General features: G+C 38.3%; 16 protein-coding genes. 7 read left to right on the top strand and 9 right to left on the bottom strand.

Translation table 11 applies throughout. From position 1 onward, the window contains the following. Positions 1–85: 85 nt before the first annotated feature. Both ACFPYN_RS17645 and asnB read right to left on the bottom strand, forming a co-directional pair. On the bottom strand, positions 86–1336 hold the full coding sequence (locus ACFPYN_RS17645; RefSeq protein WP_377735983.1) for an erythromycin esterase family protein: 1251 nt from the start codon (positions 1334–1336) through the stop codon (positions 86–88). A 445-nt stretch (positions 1337–1781) separates the two neighbouring features. Next, positions 1782–3629, bottom strand: a complete 1848-nt coding sequence (gene asnB / locus ACFPYN_RS17650) for an asparagine synthase (glutamine-hydrolyzing) (RefSeq protein ID WP_377735986.1) — start codon at positions 3627–3629, stop codon at positions 1782–1784. Positions 3630–3765: 136 nt separating this feature from the next. On the opposite strand from asnB, the gene ACFPYN_RS17655 reads away from it, so the two are divergent. Beyond that, complete coding sequence (locus ACFPYN_RS17655) at positions 3766–4248, top strand: DinB family protein (protein WP_377735988.1); 483 nt, start codon at positions 3766–3768, stop codon at positions 4246–4248. 79 nt (positions 4249–4327) lie between these two features. Here ACFPYN_RS17655 and ACFPYN_RS17660 read toward each other — a convergent pair whose 3' ends face one another. From ACFPYN_RS17660 to ACFPYN_RS17670, 3 genes are all read right to left on the bottom strand, one after another. Continuing rightward, positions 4328–4519, bottom strand: coding sequence for a hypothetical protein (locus ACFPYN_RS17660; protein ID WP_377735990.1), 192 nt, complete (start codon positions 4517–4519; stop codon positions 4328–4330). A 19-nt stretch (positions 4520–4538) separates the two neighbouring features. Beyond that, the gene (locus tag ACFPYN_RS17665) at positions 4539–5867 is read right to left on the bottom strand and encodes an NAD(P)-binding domain-containing protein (protein ID WP_377735992.1); all 1329 of its coding nucleotides are present in this window, start codon (positions 5865–5867) and stop codon (positions 4539–4541) included. A gap of 70 nt (positions 5868–5937) precedes the next feature. Then, positions 5938–6384 carry a MarR family winged helix-turn-helix transcriptional regulator gene (locus ACFPYN_RS17670; protein ID WP_377735994.1) on the bottom strand — a complete coding sequence of 149 codons (447 nt, stop codon included), beginning with the start codon at positions 6382–6384 and terminating at the stop codon, positions 5938–5940. A gap of 87 nt (positions 6385–6471) precedes the next feature. On the opposite strand from ACFPYN_RS17670, the gene ACFPYN_RS17675 reads away from it, so the two are divergent. Continuing rightward, positions 6472–7020 carry a GNAT family N-acetyltransferase gene (locus ACFPYN_RS17675; RefSeq protein WP_377735996.1) on the top strand — a complete coding sequence of 183 codons (549 nt, stop codon included), beginning with the start codon at positions 6472–6474 and terminating at the stop codon, positions 7018–7020. A 149-nt stretch (positions 7021–7169) separates the two neighbouring features. Here the strand turns inward: ACFPYN_RS17675 and ACFPYN_RS17680 are convergent, their stop codons facing one another. Both ACFPYN_RS17680 and ACFPYN_RS17685 read right to left on the bottom strand, forming a co-directional pair. Continuing rightward, complete coding sequence (locus ACFPYN_RS17680; protein WP_377735998.1) at positions 7170–7541, bottom strand: VOC family protein; 372 nt, start codon at positions 7539–7541, stop codon at positions 7170–7172. Further along, the gene (locus tag ACFPYN_RS17685; RefSeq protein ID WP_377736000.1) at positions 7528–8709 is read right to left on the bottom strand and encodes a YbfB/YjiJ family MFS transporter; all 1182 of its coding nucleotides are present in this window, start codon (positions 8707–8709) and stop codon (positions 7528–7530) included. Before ACFPYN_RS17685 ends, ACFPYN_RS17680 begins: the two co-directional genes overlap by 14 nt. Positions 8710–8834: 125 nt before the next feature. Here ACFPYN_RS17685 and ACFPYN_RS17690 point away from each other — a divergent pair, with 125 nt between their 5' ends. From ACFPYN_RS17690 to ACFPYN_RS17705, 4 genes are all read left to right on the top strand, one after another. Then, positions 8835–9353: a TraR/DksA C4-type zinc finger protein gene (locus ACFPYN_RS17690; RefSeq protein ID WP_377736001.1), complete on the top strand. Its 519-nt coding sequence runs from the start codon at positions 8835–8837 to the stop codon at positions 9351–9353. A gap of 764 nt (positions 9354–10117) precedes the next feature. Beyond that, on the top strand, positions 10118–10621 hold the full coding sequence (locus ACFPYN_RS17695) for a GNAT family N-acetyltransferase (RefSeq protein ID WP_377736003.1): 504 nt from the start codon (positions 10118–10120) through the stop codon (positions 10619–10621). Positions 10622–10999: 378 nt separating this feature from the next. Next, the gene (locus tag ACFPYN_RS17700) at positions 11000–12106 is read left to right on the top strand and encodes an ATP-binding protein (protein WP_377736006.1); all 1107 of its coding nucleotides are present in this window, start codon (positions 11000–11002) and stop codon (positions 12104–12106) included. 199 nt (positions 12107–12305) lie between these two features. Next, entirely contained in the window at positions 12306–13379 is a 1074-nt protein-coding gene (locus ACFPYN_RS17705; protein ID WP_377736008.1) for a two-component system sensor histidine kinase NtrB, read from the top strand. A gap of 119 nt (positions 13380–13498) precedes the next feature. Here ACFPYN_RS17705 and ACFPYN_RS17710 read toward each other — a convergent pair whose 3' ends face one another. Together ACFPYN_RS17710 and ACFPYN_RS17715 are read right to left on the bottom strand one after the other, a co-directional pair. Further along, positions 13499–14290, bottom strand: a complete 792-nt coding sequence (locus ACFPYN_RS17710; protein WP_377736011.1) for an SDR family oxidoreductase — start codon at positions 14288–14290, stop codon at positions 13499–13501. A gap of 22 nt (positions 14291–14312) precedes the next feature. Beyond that, positions 14313–14750 carry an OsmC family protein gene (locus ACFPYN_RS17715; protein ID WP_377736012.1) on the bottom strand — a complete coding sequence of 146 codons (438 nt, stop codon included), beginning with the start codon at positions 14748–14750 and terminating at the stop codon, positions 14313–14315. A 400-nt stretch (positions 14751–15150) separates the two neighbouring features. On the opposite strand from ACFPYN_RS17715, the gene ACFPYN_RS17720 reads away from it, so the two are divergent. Continuing rightward, positions 15151–16014, top strand: a complete 864-nt coding sequence (locus tag ACFPYN_RS17720) for an STAS domain-containing protein (protein ID WP_377736014.1) — start codon at positions 15151–15153, stop codon at positions 16012–16014. The last annotated feature ends 45 nt before the right edge of the window (positions 16015–16059 follow it).

Below are 16059 nucleotides of genomic sequence, written 5' to 3' on the forward strand. Positions count from 1 at the left end.
GCGGCTTTACTAGTTGGCACTTTTTCATGAAACGCGAATAGGCGATGTGTAACCGCGCAATGATACAGGAAACCCCCAGGAAATTCTATTCAAGAGGAGAAAGTGCTTTCGTTTGATCGATGTAAATAAACGCATCGTAGCGGTTACCTATTTTTGAAGGAACGTAGTTGCCGTAAGATTCATATTCCGGATTGTAGACGACTCCAATTGCTCTGTGACCAATCCACTCAACAAACAAATGGCGGTTTTGTTTATTGAAGAGTAACAGTTTATTGAACGCACCACTGGTGTGCATCACGTCTTCCCAAGAATCTTTAATTGCTGGAGGTACTTCAATTTGTTGAAAGGGAACTCCCCATTCTTCAGCTGCAATGACAGTTCCTCTATGAGTGCCAAATCCCACGGTGTAAACATTTTCCGGACTATTCTGCTGACGAAGAATCTGACCAACATTAATCATGTCGGATGCTGCCATGTCTGTAGCAGAGGCATCTCCAATATGACTATTGTGCTCCCAAATGATGATTTTTGCTTCTTTTCCGTGGTAATCCATGATCTCGTTAATTGCTTCAACCATATGCTCGTCTCGTAAATTCCAAGACAATTCATGACTGCGAACCATTGCACGGTAGTATTCTTCCGCATTTTTGGCAACCAAGGCATTCACTTTCAAATTCAAATCAGCTTCTTGATCATTTTTATAGTTGTTTTCATTCGCTCGAATGGAAGTTAATAGTGCTGAAACTTCATCGACACATGCTTGCGAAAGGTTAACGGAGGACATTGCATAATTTTCAGGGTGTCGGTTAAATGTTTCAAAGCAAGACAACGCATTTCTCGCTAGTTCCAACTCCATGCTATCTGGTTGTGTTTTACTTAAGAATGAAATCACTTCATCTAAAGATTCCCATAAGCTGTAGACGTCAATGCCATAGAAACCTACTTTATTCGACTTTTCTTTTAGTGTATTATGTACCCTCAACCATGAGACGAACTCCGCAATTTCTTCATTTGCCCACATCCAGGCTGGCCATCTGTTAAATGACTTTAAAACGTCTGATATATGTGGTTCGGTCTCGCCATAGCCTTTTATATACTTGTTAATGTGCTGAGTCGACGGCCAATCTCCTTCAACCGCAATAAGCGTAAAGCCTTTTTCTTCGACAAGCCTTTTTGACAGTTCAGCTCGTACTGTATAAAACTCAGAAGTGCCATGACTCGATTCTCCTAAGAGAACGATTTTTGCATCACCGATAGCATCTATGAGCGGAGATAAATCTTCAGTCTTTTCAAAAGGAATAGCATGTCTCTTTATGGATTCTTCAAGTGGATTCAATGAAAACACTCCTTTACATGTCTTTTCTCCATGCGCCAACTCGGACTTGGAGCTTTCGTACAAGTCTGAGTTAAGCCGTGCTTTTTCATTCATCTCAAGTTTACACTGTTTCGAATGAATGAAAGAAGGGTCTGTTTATTAAGCTCCAAATATAAAATAAGTGGAGAAAAATGGGTCTGCTTTCTGCACCTATATTTGAACAATGTAAACAATTTATTATTGTCTGTTTTGCACATGATGAACTTATGGTTGATTGGAGTGGAAGACGGCGACTCCGGCGGGAATAGCATGAGCTGAAGACCCCGCAGGCGAGCTTGCTCGTCGAGGAGGCTGAGGCCATGCCCGCGGAAAGCGTCCGTCTGAAGTGGAAATCAACCTCTACTAAATAAAGAAAGGAACTGTCCTTAGCCATATTTTATGACGTTTAGGACAGTTCCTTCTTTTTTCAATCAATTATTTGAATATGAGAGTCTTCAAACCACACATGCATTTGTGCTAAATGGGCGAGTAACTGTGGACCAGACATTAATTGACCAAACCAAGGAACCTTAAACGCCGTTCCTTTAGATTCAACGAGTTCGTTTAGTCGCTTTGGATCAAATAGTTCATGAAGAATAGAGTTTTTATCTTTCAGAATTTCTTTCAACCATAATTGCACACGGTCTGTGTAATAAGGATTATGCGTTTTTGGATACGGACTCTTTTTTCGGTAAAGAACGTCGTTAGGTAACATGCCTTCTAACGCTTTACGTAAAATGCCTTTTTCTCGATTGCCGGCCATTTTTATTTCCCAAGGAATATTCCATGCGTATTCAACGAGGCGGTGATCAGCAAACGGTACCCGTACTTCTAAGCTAGCCCCCATGCTCATGCGATCTTTTCGATCGAGTAAAGTGGTCATAAACCACACCATATTTAAATAAAACATTTCTCTTCGTTTGGCTTCTATCGCCGTTTCTCCATCAAGTCTTGGAGTTTCAGCAATGGTCTCTTCATATGCTTGTCGCGTATAGTCTTCGAGTTTAAGTTTTTGACGCCAACCATCTTTTAATAGGGAGGCACGTTCGGATGTTGAACGCATCCAAGGAAAACCAGAGCCATTTAAATCATGGGTGTTGTGGAACCAAGGGTAGCCTCCAAATATCTCATCTGCACATTCTCCAGATAACCCGACTGTGAAATCTTGTTTTATTTCACGGCAAAACCATAGCAAGGAAGAGTCGACATCTGCCATTCCAGGTAAATCTCGTACATGAACGGCTTCTGTTAAATAATTGATGAGTTCATCCTGCGTAATGATGGAAGAATGATGAACGGTTTTAAAAGTATCTACTACTTTTCCAATCCAGGGTCCATCAGCATTTGGTTGGAATTCATTTGCTTTAAAAAACTTGTCATTGTCTTCGTAATCAATGGAATACGTATGAAGGGGACCTTTTCCTTCTTGCTTATAACGGTTAGCAGCGATGGCGGTAATGGCGCTTGAGTCGACACCACCGGATAAAAACGTACATAGAGGAACGTCTGAAACGAGTTGACGTTCAACGGCATCGGTTACGAGGAATCGAACTTTCTCAGCCGTTTCATCAACAGAATCCGTATGAACTTCACTTTTAACGTTCCAATAGCGCCAAATTCGTAGACCTTGACGTGAAACAGTCAGTGCATGTGCTGGTCGTAATTCATTGACTCCATGGAAGACCCCTGAACCTGGTTTTCTAGACGGACCAACTGCTAATACTTCAGCCAATCCTTCCCGAGACAATTGTGGTTTTAAATCGGGATGTTCAAGTAATGCTTTTATTTCTGAACCGAAAATCAAGCTACCATTATTTTCACTATAGAATAATGGCTTAACCCCTAAACGGTCGCGCGCAATGAAGACTTTTTGTTCTTTTTCATCCCAAATAGCAAAAGCGAAAATCCCATTGAAATACTCCACACATTGCTCTTTCCATTCGATATAAGAAGTCAGTAATACTTCTGTATCGGAGTGTCCAGAAAAGGTATAGCCTTTTCTCAATAACTCTTTCCGAAGATCTTCCGTATTATATAACTCGCCGTTGTAACAAAGGGTATAGCTATTGTCTTCATGTGTTTTTGTCATGGGCTGTTTTCCACCTATAGGATCAACAACTGTTAATCGACGATGACCAAAAACCGCATGTGTTTCTGTCCACACATTGTCATCATCAGGTCCTCGCTTAGACAGTGTCTTCGTCATTTTTTCAACAACGGGTACTTGTGTTCGTAAATCGCGATTAAAATGAACCCATCCTGTAATACCGCACATTGTTCATCATCCCTTCTACCTTGAAACATCAGCTATTTGCATCTTTCTAGCCTATGCAAAAAAATCAATAATGCTCATTCGATAGGAATTCAACACAAGTCTGTCGAATATGAAACGGAGTGAAGGGGGAGTAAGGGTGAAAACTTTATTTACATATAATTGGACTGTAAGAGAAGAATGGTATAGGTGGTGTGAAGACGTTCCATTGGAGGAACTTTTAAAGGTTCGGACAGGAGGCGTAGGTGGGATTTTACATACGCTGTTTCACATTATTGACGTGGAGTGGAGTTGGATTCGTGTGTTAAAAGGTGAAGCGGATTTTCAAGAGAGTTTTGAAGGTTACCAAAGTTTAGAAAAGGTAAAAGAATTAGATGAACTCTTTAAAAAAGAAGTAAAGGAATTTGTACTAGAGTGGGGAAGTGGATTTGAAAATAAGATTTTGCAAGAGACTAGACAAGACGGAAGCATGGAGACTCTCCTGTGGGGAGAAGTGATGAGACACGTCATTGCTCATGAAATCCATCATATCGGCCAGTTGTCCGTGTGGTCTAGGGAGATTGGAAAACAACCTGTATCCGCAAATCTAATTGGTAAAGGACTCACAACTATAGAAACTTAAAAAAGAGAAATGAAAAAAACAATAAAGGCATGGCTACATGGATGTCCAAGTAACTATGCCTTCGTGTTTATTGATTTATTTAAATTTCATTGAGTGCCTGAGCAAATGACTGATTGGATACAGGACCAAAATGGTGCGGATTTCCTTTAAAGAATTTCTCTAGCATGTCTTCTTTTGCACAGACAACAGAGCATTGCTTCGCTTTCATGACTAAATTCATATAGGCGATAAAATAATCCGTTGATAAATTCCCTCCATTATTTACGACCATAGCCATCCCTCTCTTATTTTTAACAACAGCTACTTTTCCCACCAATGGTAGAACTACAAACGCCTGTTTCAGGTAAATCTAATTCAACCCGTTTGGCAGCTTCTTGATCACCAATTAAATGAGCAACAATTGATCGAACTTGTTCATAGCCTGTTGCCATTAAAAAGGTAGGTGCACGTCCATAACTCTTCATGCACACAACATAAAAATTCTTTTCAGGTTGTCGAAGTTCAGCTTCGCCATGAGGTCGGACAGTGCCACAGCTATGGATGTTCGGATCAATGAGTGGTGCTAAAGCTGAAACACTTTCTGTAGCAGGATCTAGATCCAGACGAATTTCTCGTAAAAAACTGAAATCAGGACGAGATCCAGTGTTCGCAATAATTTGATCGATATGGTGAATCGTTGCTTCTTCATGTTTTGAAGTACCTTGTATGGTTAAGGTGCCATCTTCTTCGATTACTTGATGTATGAGGAAGGGGGTATGGACTTGGATTACCCCACTATCCACTAATTGGTGAATGCGCGATCCTAGTTGACCTCTTGCTGGAAGAGCGTCTAAAGCTTCGCCACCATATACTTCTTCCACTCTCTTTTTGCGAAGAACCCAGACGATTTCGGTTCCTTCCAGGTTGGCTAATTCTAAAATAGTATTAATAGCAGAATGACCACCACCAACCACAGCCACGCGTTTATGTTCAAATGTTGAACGATCTTTGCCTTTAATGTCTGGAATACCATACGTTATACGAGATGATAATGATTTTTCTTGCTGTGTCCAAACATTGTCCGCGTTCACAGGATTCGGTTGTCCCCAAGTTCCCGTTGCATCTATAACTGCTTTAGCTTGAATACGTTCGGTTGAACCATCTGTTTCAACGTAGAGAATAAATGATTGTTCATCGCGGTTGGCATCCTTCATTTTATCTAAGCCTTGTTTACTAACCGCCACAACTTTAGCATTCAACTTGATGAATGGTTTGATTTGAGGCAAATCGGCTAATGGCATTAAGTAATCTTCAACTAGCTCTTTTCCGAAGGGCAATCGTTTCATGACGGGAGCTTTCCAGCCATTGTCTTCTAGAAGTTTTACTGCAACTTTATCGACATTGTAGTTCCAAGTGGAAAATAACCGAACGTGGCCCCATTGCAAAATATTCATGCCAACAGAATGGCCAGATTCGATAATGACGAACTTTTCATTAGTAGCTGATAAATGTGCAGCCGCTGCCAAACCAATGGGTCCTGCTCCAATAATTGCGATTGGTAAGGTAGATGACTCTTGTTTTAAAGATGGTTCACAACAATTCGTTGTTAAAATAGTAAAAGTCATTTTATTAGTGGTCATTTGACATCCTCATTCCTTTTATTTGTAAAATGCAAGTACATATTGATGAAATAAGCAAGATTTCTCTTGCTTATAGATAAGGTGTACAGCATACGCTTGATTTCGCCATAGCATTATTTAATAATTTAATGGAGCGCAATACAGTCTCTTGTTCAAATTCATTCATATGTGAAAATATTTCATCTAAGTATGTGTTCATAGATGTTTCTATTGTGTGCGCTAGTTTTTGTCCTTCTTCAGTTAACGATAGGTTGTAAAAACGCTTATCGTCGAGAGAAGGGGACTTTGACACTAACTGCATCTTAATTAAAGTTTGTATTTGGCGACTAAATGTCGTAACATCAATCGCTAAAGTTTCCGCAATTTGTTGCATCGTAGGGCTGTGTTGTTTGCCAATTTCATATAAAATATGGCTATGCACGGTTGAAATTTCTATACCATCAGCAGTACAACAGTTTTTATTCAATAGACCGAAGCGGCGAGTTAAAGTTTGAAAAAGATCACGTTTGTTTTCCATGTTTCACCTCTTTAATCTATTTATACGCTTGTTGATTGCAAAATGCAACTACTTTGATAAAAAATTATAAAAGAACGGAGCTTGAACATGGAAATAAATATTCGACGCATGACAAAGTCAGATTGGTCTCAAGTGAAAGCCATTTATGAAGAAGGCATTACATCAAAAAATGCTACATTTGAAACACATGCACCAACATATGAGAAATGGATGGATGCAGCTCATCCAAATTGTCATTTGGTTGCAGAAGAAGATAATCAAGTGTTGGCATGGGCGAAAGTGCTCTTTACATCTGCACGCCCTGTCTATGCTGGCGTAGGAGAAGTCAGCATCTATGTGCATCCAAGTGCGAAAGGCAAAGGAGTTGGTAGTAAATTGCTTCAAGAACTCATTGCTGTATCTGAGCACCAAGGATTTTGGACATTAAAAGCAGTTATTTTTCCTGAAAATGTAGCGAGTATTAATTTACATAAGAAATGTGGATTTCGCATCGTTGGTACGCATGAGAAGATGGGGAAAATGGATGGGATCTGGCGAGACAATGTCGTAATGGAAAGACGTAGTGATACTGTCGGTGTTGATGAAAATTCCAGAACGAAGCGGAAGTCGAGGTTCCTGTCCTTATTTTTCGAGTGAATTTTTTGTTTATCATACATTTGCGCTAGCCGAACGTGCCCCAATAGCCTGAAACTATGAAACCCAATAAATTGTTGGCTAATAAGCATGCTAAACGCAAATGTACTCTTTCGTTTGCTCTTCAATATCAACGCATTCTTTAATATAGCTTATTTATTAATCCATTCTAAAAATTCTAGTCGATTACCAAAAGGGTCGTTCACATAAAAACGTTTAGCACCCGGTAATCGATCATCTGGCTGAATGGATACACCTTTTTCAGTTAGTTGGGAGCCGAGTGCGTCGATATCAGAAACTTCAAAAGCAGGATGAGCCTTTTTAGCCGGGGTGAAGGGTTCTTCGATGCCTACATGAATGTGAATATGTCCATTTGAAAACCATACGCCACCATTTTTCTTTAGTTCATGTGGTTTTTCGACTTCTTCCAAAGAAAGGACGTCTTGAAAAAATGCTCGAGCTTTATCTTCGCCACCAATTGGTGCTGCTAGTTGAATATGATCAATTCGTTTAATTACCATCATGGTCAGTTTCCAGCCTCTCTTGTTTAACTAAGGGTAGTAAAAATAGAGCACCGACAAATACTAGGAAACCTGCACCTGAAAGTGCCCACGTATAACTTTCTGTTTCTGCAGTTAAAACTCCTGCAATGGAAGGTCCAATCATTTGTCCAAGTGCATAGATGGTGGTCATAATCGCGATCACTCGTGCACTACCAAGCGGATTTTTATTGCGGGCGAATGCAGTAGCAAGTGTGGTAACGCCCATAAAGGTAGCGCCAAACAACATGGCACTTACATAAAAACTGGTAGAAGAAGTTGAAATGGCAGGCAATGCAATACCGACTGCTTGAATCATTAGTAAAACCATGAGTGACAACATGTACCCATATTTATTCCCAAAGTATGCCCATAGGACACATGAAGGGATGGCTGTTAATCCAACTAATACCCAAACACTTGTGGCATTTCCGCTAAAAGCTGGTGTCTGTTCTGCGATTGCGACAATAAATGTACCGGTAACGATGTAACCTAAACCCTCTAGTCCATAGGATGCGAGTAACCAAGGAAGCCATTTGGGATTTTTCGTTGTTTTTATATGTAGTGGTGATGGCGTGACTATTTGTGAAGAATCATCTTCTTTAACGGTTAAAAACACAATGATACTTAATAAACCTGCTAAACAGGCAAGTCCAATCCAAGCACCTTCATAGTGAAAGTTCTCTATTAATAGAGGAACGAGTAACCCCGATATAAAAATTCCAAGACCAACTCCACCATACATAACACCTACCCACCCGAGTTTCCGTTGCTTTGCCAGTTGATCGAGAATTAAACTCGAAGCTAACACGAAAACGAAAGCACTAGTTATACCCGACAAGAAGCGCCACACCATCCAGGATGTATGGCTATATGTAAGACCCATCAATAACGTTAATACAATACTACTGATTATACTAATGCGTAAGAAAATAGCACGATTCCTTTTTAAAGGAACAATACTTGCGATAATCGCACCAACCAAGTAACCTGCATAATTACTAGAGGCCAAGAACCCGGCAAAGCGTGTTGAAAATCCAGCTTCTTGCTGCATAAAAGGTAAGATAGGCGTGTAAGCAAAACGCCCAATACTCATGGCGATAAAAAGAGCGAAAACGCCACCGATGACGAGTGTATATGGATTTTTAGACAAGGCGATTCCCCCTATAATTCTCTTTCTCTATCATACGCCTTTGACATGAAATTTGAAAAGAAGGTTTGATTTTCGTGATAAAGGAAATAGATAGGAAAGCGAAAAGAACATTGGAGGAACTACAAATGAATGAGAAACAAATTAAACAATTAAAAGATCAACTCACTCAAGACTTAAAAGATGTAAAAGGTCGACTTCATGTCGACACCCATTTAGAAACAACGGAGCTATCTAATTACGATAATCATCCAGCTGATAATGCCACGGACTTAACAGATCAAAACACAGAAATGGCTATCGAACATCATAAAGAAGAAGAAGTTGAACAAATTGAAGACGCCTTACTAGCGATTGAAAATGGAACTTACGGAGTTTGTGCAATTTGCGGTGAAGACATTCCGTTCGAACGCTTGGAAGCTTTACCTTTTGCGCAAACATGTATTGAACATGCTAATCATGATGTAGACTCAGATAGTCGACCTACTGAGGAAGCCATTCTTGGCTCTTCTACTGAACATCCACTTAAAGATGAAGGTGGAGTTCGAGATTTCAATGATAGTTTTGAAGAAGTTGAAGATTTTGGTTCGTCTGACTCTCCTCAAGATGCGGATAGAGGCGACCAAAAAAACTTTTATAAAAAATGAACTTGTAAACGGTGATTCCCATGTGGAGTCTCCGTTTTTTTATTTATTGTTAAACGATACTTTTGTTTATCCTAGATTTGCGCTAGCCGCAAGTTCCACACGAGACTACAAGTATGGAAACCAAATAAATGTGGTTCTCATGCTTCAAAGATCTGCTCCTGCGGTTACTCGTCGCAAAGAATACGACCAAACTACCTTTGGTCGTATTCTTTCTTGCGGCATGATAGGCGCATTAATTTTGACCAATAACCAATAACCAATAACAAGTCTTCAGTTTGTAAGTATAGTTATATACACTTAAATTAAATTTTGCTCAGCGTCTGCCATTTTTATCTTGAAAATTAAAGGAGCAGGAAGAGGCAGAAATAGTATCTTCTGCCGAACATCTACTTAAAGAGACCTTCAATTCTGTAGTAAACCAAACCCGAATTTTTGGATTCCAGGTTGCAAGGGAGCGAAGGACGCAAACCCGCCGCAGGATAATCTAAAAAAAGAGGTGGGCGAGTGACGCAGTCACAAGCCCGTTCTCTTTATTCTTTTGATTATTGTGCAGCAGGAAAAGCGTCCAAAGCGAACTTGAAATATTTCACCCTCAGTTTATGGAATCAAAGTTTTGGGTGTTAAACTATAACAGTTGTATATCGTGACTATGCACTATACATGTATTGGGGCTTACCTAAATGGTGATAACCAGTCCTCACTTTTTAATTAAATGCAGACAAATTTTGTGTTTTAGAAAAGATTAATCATTGGGAGGATTTTAGATGAAACTAGTGAAGCCGTCACTTGAGTGGAAGGAACAACATGAAAATTATATGGAGGAGTGGGGACTTGATCGAATGGTCCCTAGCAGCATGGATTTATCAGGATTTCATACATATGAAGAATTTTTAGTTGCCTTGGAGGATCGGGCGACAGGAAAAGAACCGTGGGTGCCAAGTTCACATTATTTTCTTGTGAATAATGTGAATCAAATAGTGGGCATGATTGATATACGTCATGAATTAAATGAATATTTGCGGACAATTGGGGGGCATATCGGATATGGAATTAGACCTTCTGACCGTCACAAAGGCTATGCGAGCAATTTATTAAAAGAAGCTCTTACCAAATGTAAAGAACTTCAGATTAGTCAAGTGCTAATAACATGTGACGAAGATAATATCGGTTCTACTAAAGTCATCCTAAATAACGGGGGCATAGAAGACGATGTATTTATTACGGAAGAGGGACAAATGAAAAGAAGGTTTTGGATAACTTTACAATAAAGTGATACATATTTTGAACGTGAATAACAAAATACTTTTTGAAGACTTAACCGATAATTTATATTTATCTATTATAGGGAAATTACTTTCCTTGTGATACAATTAGCCTATATGGTAGTTATAGATACCCCGTAAAATGGCTTTTTATTACTATAAATGCAGTTTTTATAAATAACGGCAACATAATAAGCAGAAAAACATCAAAAAAGCTGTTGGAAATGGTAAAAAAATGTTTTCAATCTAGAATTTATCAGTTACACTATTAATTATAAGAAAATTCGGATTAGTTAATTATTTTACCGCGATAATAATCGGTTATATACGATTTTTAAGAGATCCCTCACATACTTGTCCAATTCGATAGAGAGGAGCGGATTCATGAATCAATTAATAGAATCTATTGGGTCGAAAGAAATGCTTAATAAAGAAACAAGTGAAACAATGTATAAGCAAATAATCGAATATTCCGTTGAAACTATTATCATTCATTTAGACCATGAAATCCTCTATATTAACCAAGCGGGTGCGGACTTTTTAAAAGGGCTAAAAGAAGAAATAATTGGCGGCGACATATTATCTGTCTTTCATGAAGATGAAAAAGACTTGATTCTTGAACGAATTATGCAAGGAATGAATGGGAAAACAGCAACTCAATCACTAGAACAAACCATCACACGGTTTGACGGCAGTCATGTAAATGTCGAACTATATTGTCACCCTGTTCAATTTGGAAATAAAAAAGCCATTCAAACTGTTTTACGTGATATTACGATACGAAAAGAAACGGAGAAAATGTTGCAAGATCGCCAAAAGTTAGCGTCTATTGGACAAATTGCTGCAGGCATTGCTCATGAAGTGAAAAATCCACTTACGTCTGTAAAAGGATTTTTACAATTATTAAAGGAAACGAATGCACATCCGTATTTATTTACGATGGAAAGTGAATTAGAGAAAGCAATTGACACATTGCAAAACTTGCTTCAAGTATCTAAACCGAATCTTCACGATGAACCCATTATCGAAATTGATGTATGCAAAGAACTGAACTCTCTCATGTTATTATTCCAGGACAAGTTATACAACATAAAGATAATAATGGATATTCGAGATTGTGATAAACATATTTTTGGTAAAAAGAATTTATATTTGAAAGCGTTTTTCAACTTAATGAAAAATGCGATAGAAGCAATGCCATCCCAAGGAATACTCAGGATTGAACATTACTTTCAAGATGAATATGTGCATGTGAAAATCAGCGATACCGGGGTAGGCATTCCTAAAGAGAAAATGAATTTACTTGGAACACCGTTTTTTTCTAGTAAAACTGATGGAACAGGATTGGGCTTAACTCAAGTTTTCACAACCATTAATGATCATAATGGCCAAATTTCTGTACACAGTGTAGTTAACCAAGGCACAACATTCCACTTGAAATTACCTCAACTTCCTAGTAGATGTAAAGCAACAAGTAGATGCGTCGATTAGCTTGTTTGAGTGAGGTAGCAATAGTGAAGGTATCCACGAGCTAGCTATTTTGCTTTTATCAAAAAGGCCATCAATATTTCCTTTCCTAGGCATGATGTGATTGAAACAATGCCCCTCGGGTTGCTTTAATAGTATTCCAAATGCCGTTCTAGGGTAGAACGGTTTTTTACTACTTCCTTCAATAGAAAGGAGACGAATTATGAATCAAGTGTTAGAGTCTTTGAAATCCAAAGATATGATTCAAAATGAAATGATGTATAGAGAAATAGTAGAGTATTCTGTTGAGACGATTTTTATCCATGTTGATCATGAAATTTTATATATTAATCAAGCGGGTTCAGATTTTCTAAAAGGATCTAAAAAAGACATTATTGGTGCAGATCCGTTGTGTATTATTCAAGATGTTTTTAAACCAATGATTGTAGAACGTTTTAGAAAAGCAATGTTAGCTTCAGGTCCAATTGAGGTGATTGAACAAACGATAGCGCGGTTAGATGGATCCTATGTAGATGTAGAATTTTATTGCCATCCTGTTCAATTCGGAGGGCGGAAAGCTATTCAAACGGGTCTGCGAGATATTACTGAACGTAAAAATACGGAGAGACAATTAAATGAACGAGAAAAATTAGCTTCTATTGGACAAATGGCAGTTGGGATTGCTCATGAAGTCAAAAACCCATTAACTTCTGTGAAGGGATTTTTACAACTAGTTAAAGAGACGAATACGCACCCCTATTTACAAGCAATGGAATCAGAACTTGAAAAAGCTATTGATACATTACAAAATTTATTGCAAGTTTCTAAGCCGAATTTGTACGAAGAGCCAATGATTGAAATCGACCTGTGCAAAGAACTGTCATCCCTTATATTTTTATTTCAAGATAAATTATACAACACTGAAATTGAAATGGATTTACGTAATTCAGATCAAATGATCGTAGGAAAGAAAAATTTGTTTTTAAAAGCGTTTTTTAATTTGATTAAGAATGCTTTAGAAGCTATGCCTGAGAAAGGCAAGATTAGAATCGAACATTATTTTCAGAATGACTGTATTCATGTGAAAATAAGTGATAATGGCATTGGGATTCCAAAAGATAAAATCGATTGTTTAGGTACCCCTTTTTACTCAAGTAAAGGTGAAGGAACGGGTCTTGGTCTTACTCAAGTATTCACGACTGTACGTGAGTATGGTGGAACCGTACAAGTTCAAAGTGAGTTGGGAATCGGCACAACTTTTCTAGTTCAATTACCTCTCCACCCAACTATTGGTTAAATGTGCATCCAGTTGCCAAACTTAATTATTGAAAATGTCCATTCAGAGTTTGTGAAGAGGGCATTTTTTATTGAATAAAAAAGCACCAATCTATAAAAGACTGGTGCGAATAGAGTAGATTATAGAGCTTTTAGCATTCCACCATCGATGATGAGCGATTGTCCGGTCATATACGTATTTGCAGGAGATGCTAGGAATAACACGACTTTGGCAAATTCTTCAGGCTGCCCGTAGCGTCCGATTGGAATCAGACTTTTGCTAGTCTTTACAATGTCTTCAATAGAGACACTTTGTCGGTCAGCTGCTATTTGATCGAGTTCTGCAACACGGTCAGTTGCAATGCGGCCGGCACCAATCGTGTTCACTAAAATATTATGCTGGGCATATTCACGTGCTAAGCTTTTTGTCAAACCCACTATCCCAGCTCTGAACGTATTCGAAAGAATTAACCCATCAATTACTTCTTTTGTTGAAGATGAAGCTATATTAATGATGCGACCAAAATCGTTTGTTTGCATGTGAGACAATACTGCGCGAGTCGTCCGGATATAGCTGAGTAAATTTTTCTCGAAAGCTGCCATCCAGTCTTCATCTTCTAAATCTTTAAAGCCACCCGCAGTCGGTCCTCCAGTATTGTTAATTAAAATGTCAACTCCACTAAATTGTTCGTTTACCCATTTGAAAAGAGCATCTAAATCTTCAACTGAAGACATGTCGCATGTTTTAAAATGGACATTCGGATTATTTGTCAGTTGCTTAATTTCCTCCACCGTTTTAGCCAATGTTTCTTCAGTACGACTAGATAAAAGCACGGTAGCCCCTTCTTTTGCGAATTCAAGAGCTGTTGCTTTTCCTAAACCTTTACTTGATGCAGTAACTAACACTACTTTATCTTTTAATTGTAAATCCATTTAATCCCTCTTCTCTATAAAGTTACTTCACTTCTACATTTGCTTCCAATTCAATTTCCACATTGCCTTTTAATGCCCGACTGATCATACAAGAACTTTCTGCTTTCTTCGCAAGTTTGTGCGCTAACTCCAAATCTTTCTCAGTTTGTAAGATGAGGTGGGGACGGTGAATGATTTTTTTATAGATGATGACGCCCTTACTAATATCAACTATCCCTTCAGACGTCATGGTTAAGCTAATCTTGTCAATTTTGCTACGCTCTAGCATCGCTGCAAGTGTAATAATATAACAGGTAGCTGCTGCCCCAAGTAACATTTCATCAGGATTTGTGCCAATCCCAGGTCCATTCATTTCAGGAGGGATTGAAATATTAGTATGTAAGTTTGCCGTTTCAATAGTTCCCACGTCGTTACGAAGACCAGGCCAATTTGCGGTTAAATGAAATGAATGAAGTGTCATCTAACTCCTCCTTTTAGTTCTATTTCTAGTGTAAATGATTATACAGAATAATATAGTAATGAAGGTATAGAATTTGGGGTTTTTCTGAAATTCATAGTAAGTTAAGAGGTTAATTAGAACGAATCAAAGTTTGTGATTTCAGTGAAGAGGGAATAGAGAAGGATGGTCTTTATTAAAGAAGTCGTTTTGATTGGTAGCTGGTGTGAAGGGATTTCCCAAGAACTTTCATAGAGGCAAACGAGATAAAATGACAACTCGATGTTCATATGTGGGGAAAGCTGGTGTTAATCGCTACAGCTTAAATATATTATTTAATTCCACTAGTTTGATTATTACTTCAGATTTCGAGAAAAGTGGTAAACTTAGAATACATAGTACTGTTTTAAAGGAGTGTAGACACATGGATGAGCGAATGCTCGATTTAAAAAGCAAGAAGTTTCAAAACTTTGAAGAAGCAGCTGAAAGTATCTTACACATGATGAGTAAAATTGTGGAAATGAATACGTTATTCATTGCAAGGAACGATAAGACGACCAATCGGATTGTTAAAGCGGTGAATTCAAAAGATGCACTTGTAAAAGAAGGAGAAGAACTGCCGTTTAAAGAAACCTTTTGCAAATTGAGTGTCGACCATGGGCGAGAAATATTAGTTATTGAAGATATAGCGCAATATGAACAATCTCAATCTCTTCAAGTCACCGCAAATATAGGTGGTGGATCGTTCATAGGCATTCCTATTTATTATGAAAATGGAGAAAACTATGGAACGATTTGCGGGTTAGATACGAGCAATCTTAAGTTTTCTGCTCAACATATAGAAATATTCGAAACGATGTCTTCTATACTTACATATGTACTCGAACTGGATAAAGCAAATCAACAAATTCACACATTAACTGCCCCATTAGTGCCAATAACTAAAGGTGTAGCTATTTTACCGATAATAGGTGATGTTTCAGCAAAGCGCGCTGAAAGTATCATTCAAATTGCTTTAGAGAAGAGTCAACATTATGATTTGGATTATTTAATCGTGGATTTGTCTGGGGTTACTCAAATAAATGCCACAGTTAGTGGTGCCCTTTTAAAACTTGTTAAGATTTTAGAAATTATTGGAGTAAAGCCAATTCTGACAGGCTTTCAACCTCACATGGCAATGAATGCACTTCAAGTTCATGCCGATTTACAGGACATCACCATTGAGTCTAACTTAGAAAGAGCGCTGCATCGAATTGGTTTTGTATTAGAGAGAGAAAAAGAAAAGTAGAAGAAAGACCTTTCGCATGTGAAAGGTCTTTTTTTTGTGTTCGGT

The organism is Paenisporosarcina macmurdoensis, assembly GCF_042658845.1.
In the GTDB taxonomy this organism is placed as follows: Bacteria; Bacillota; Bacilli; order Bacillales_A; family Planococcaceae; genus Paenisporosarcina; species Paenisporosarcina macmurdoensis.

Bases quoted from the DNA above. Each gene is read 5' to 3' on its own strand.
- ACFPYN_RS17695 (WP_377736003.1), top strand. From the start codon at position 10,118: ATGAAACTAGTGAAGCCGTCACTTGAGTGGAAGGAACAACATGAAAAT.
- asnB (WP_377735986.1), bottom strand. From the start codon at position 3,629: ATGTGCGGTATTACAGGATGGGTTCATTTTAATCGCGATTTACGAACA.
- ACFPYN_RS17710 (WP_377736011.1), bottom strand. From the start codon at position 14,290: ATGGATTTACAATTAAAAGATAAAGTAGTGTTAGTTACTGCATCAAGT.
- ACFPYN_RS17715 (WP_377736012.1), bottom strand. From the start codon at position 14,750: ATGACACTTCATTCATTTCATTTAACCGCAAATTGGCCTGGTCTTCGT.
- ACFPYN_RS17660 (WP_377735990.1), bottom strand. From the start codon at position 4,519: ATGGTCGTAAATAATGGAGGGAATTTATCAACGGATTATTTTATCGCC.
- ACFPYN_RS17700 (WP_377736006.1), top strand. From the start codon at position 11,000: ATGAATCAATTAATAGAATCTATTGGGTCGAAAGAAATGCTTAATAAA.
- ACFPYN_RS17665 (WP_377735992.1), bottom strand. From the start codon at position 5,867: ATGACCACTAATAAAATGACTTTTACTATTTTAACAACGAATTGTTGT.
- ACFPYN_RS17705 (WP_377736008.1), top strand. From the start codon at position 12,306: ATGAATCAAGTGTTAGAGTCTTTGAAATCCAAAGATATGATTCAAAAT.
- ACFPYN_RS17680 (WP_377735998.1), bottom strand. From the start codon at position 7,541: ATGATGGTAATTAAACGAATTGATCATATTCAACTAGCAGCACCAATT.
- ACFPYN_RS17720 (WP_377736014.1), top strand. From the start codon at position 15,151: ATGGATGAGCGAATGCTCGATTTAAAAAGCAAGAAGTTTCAAAACTTT.
- ACFPYN_RS17675 (WP_377735996.1), top strand. From the start codon at position 6,472: ATGGAAATAAATATTCGACGCATGACAAAGTCAGATTGGTCTCAAGTG.
- ACFPYN_RS17670 (WP_377735994.1), bottom strand. From the start codon at position 6,384: ATGGAAAACAAACGTGATCTTTTTCAAACTTTAACTCGCCGCTTCGGT.
- ACFPYN_RS17690 (WP_377736001.1), top strand. From the start codon at position 8,835: ATGAATGAGAAACAAATTAAACAATTAAAAGATCAACTCACTCAAGAC.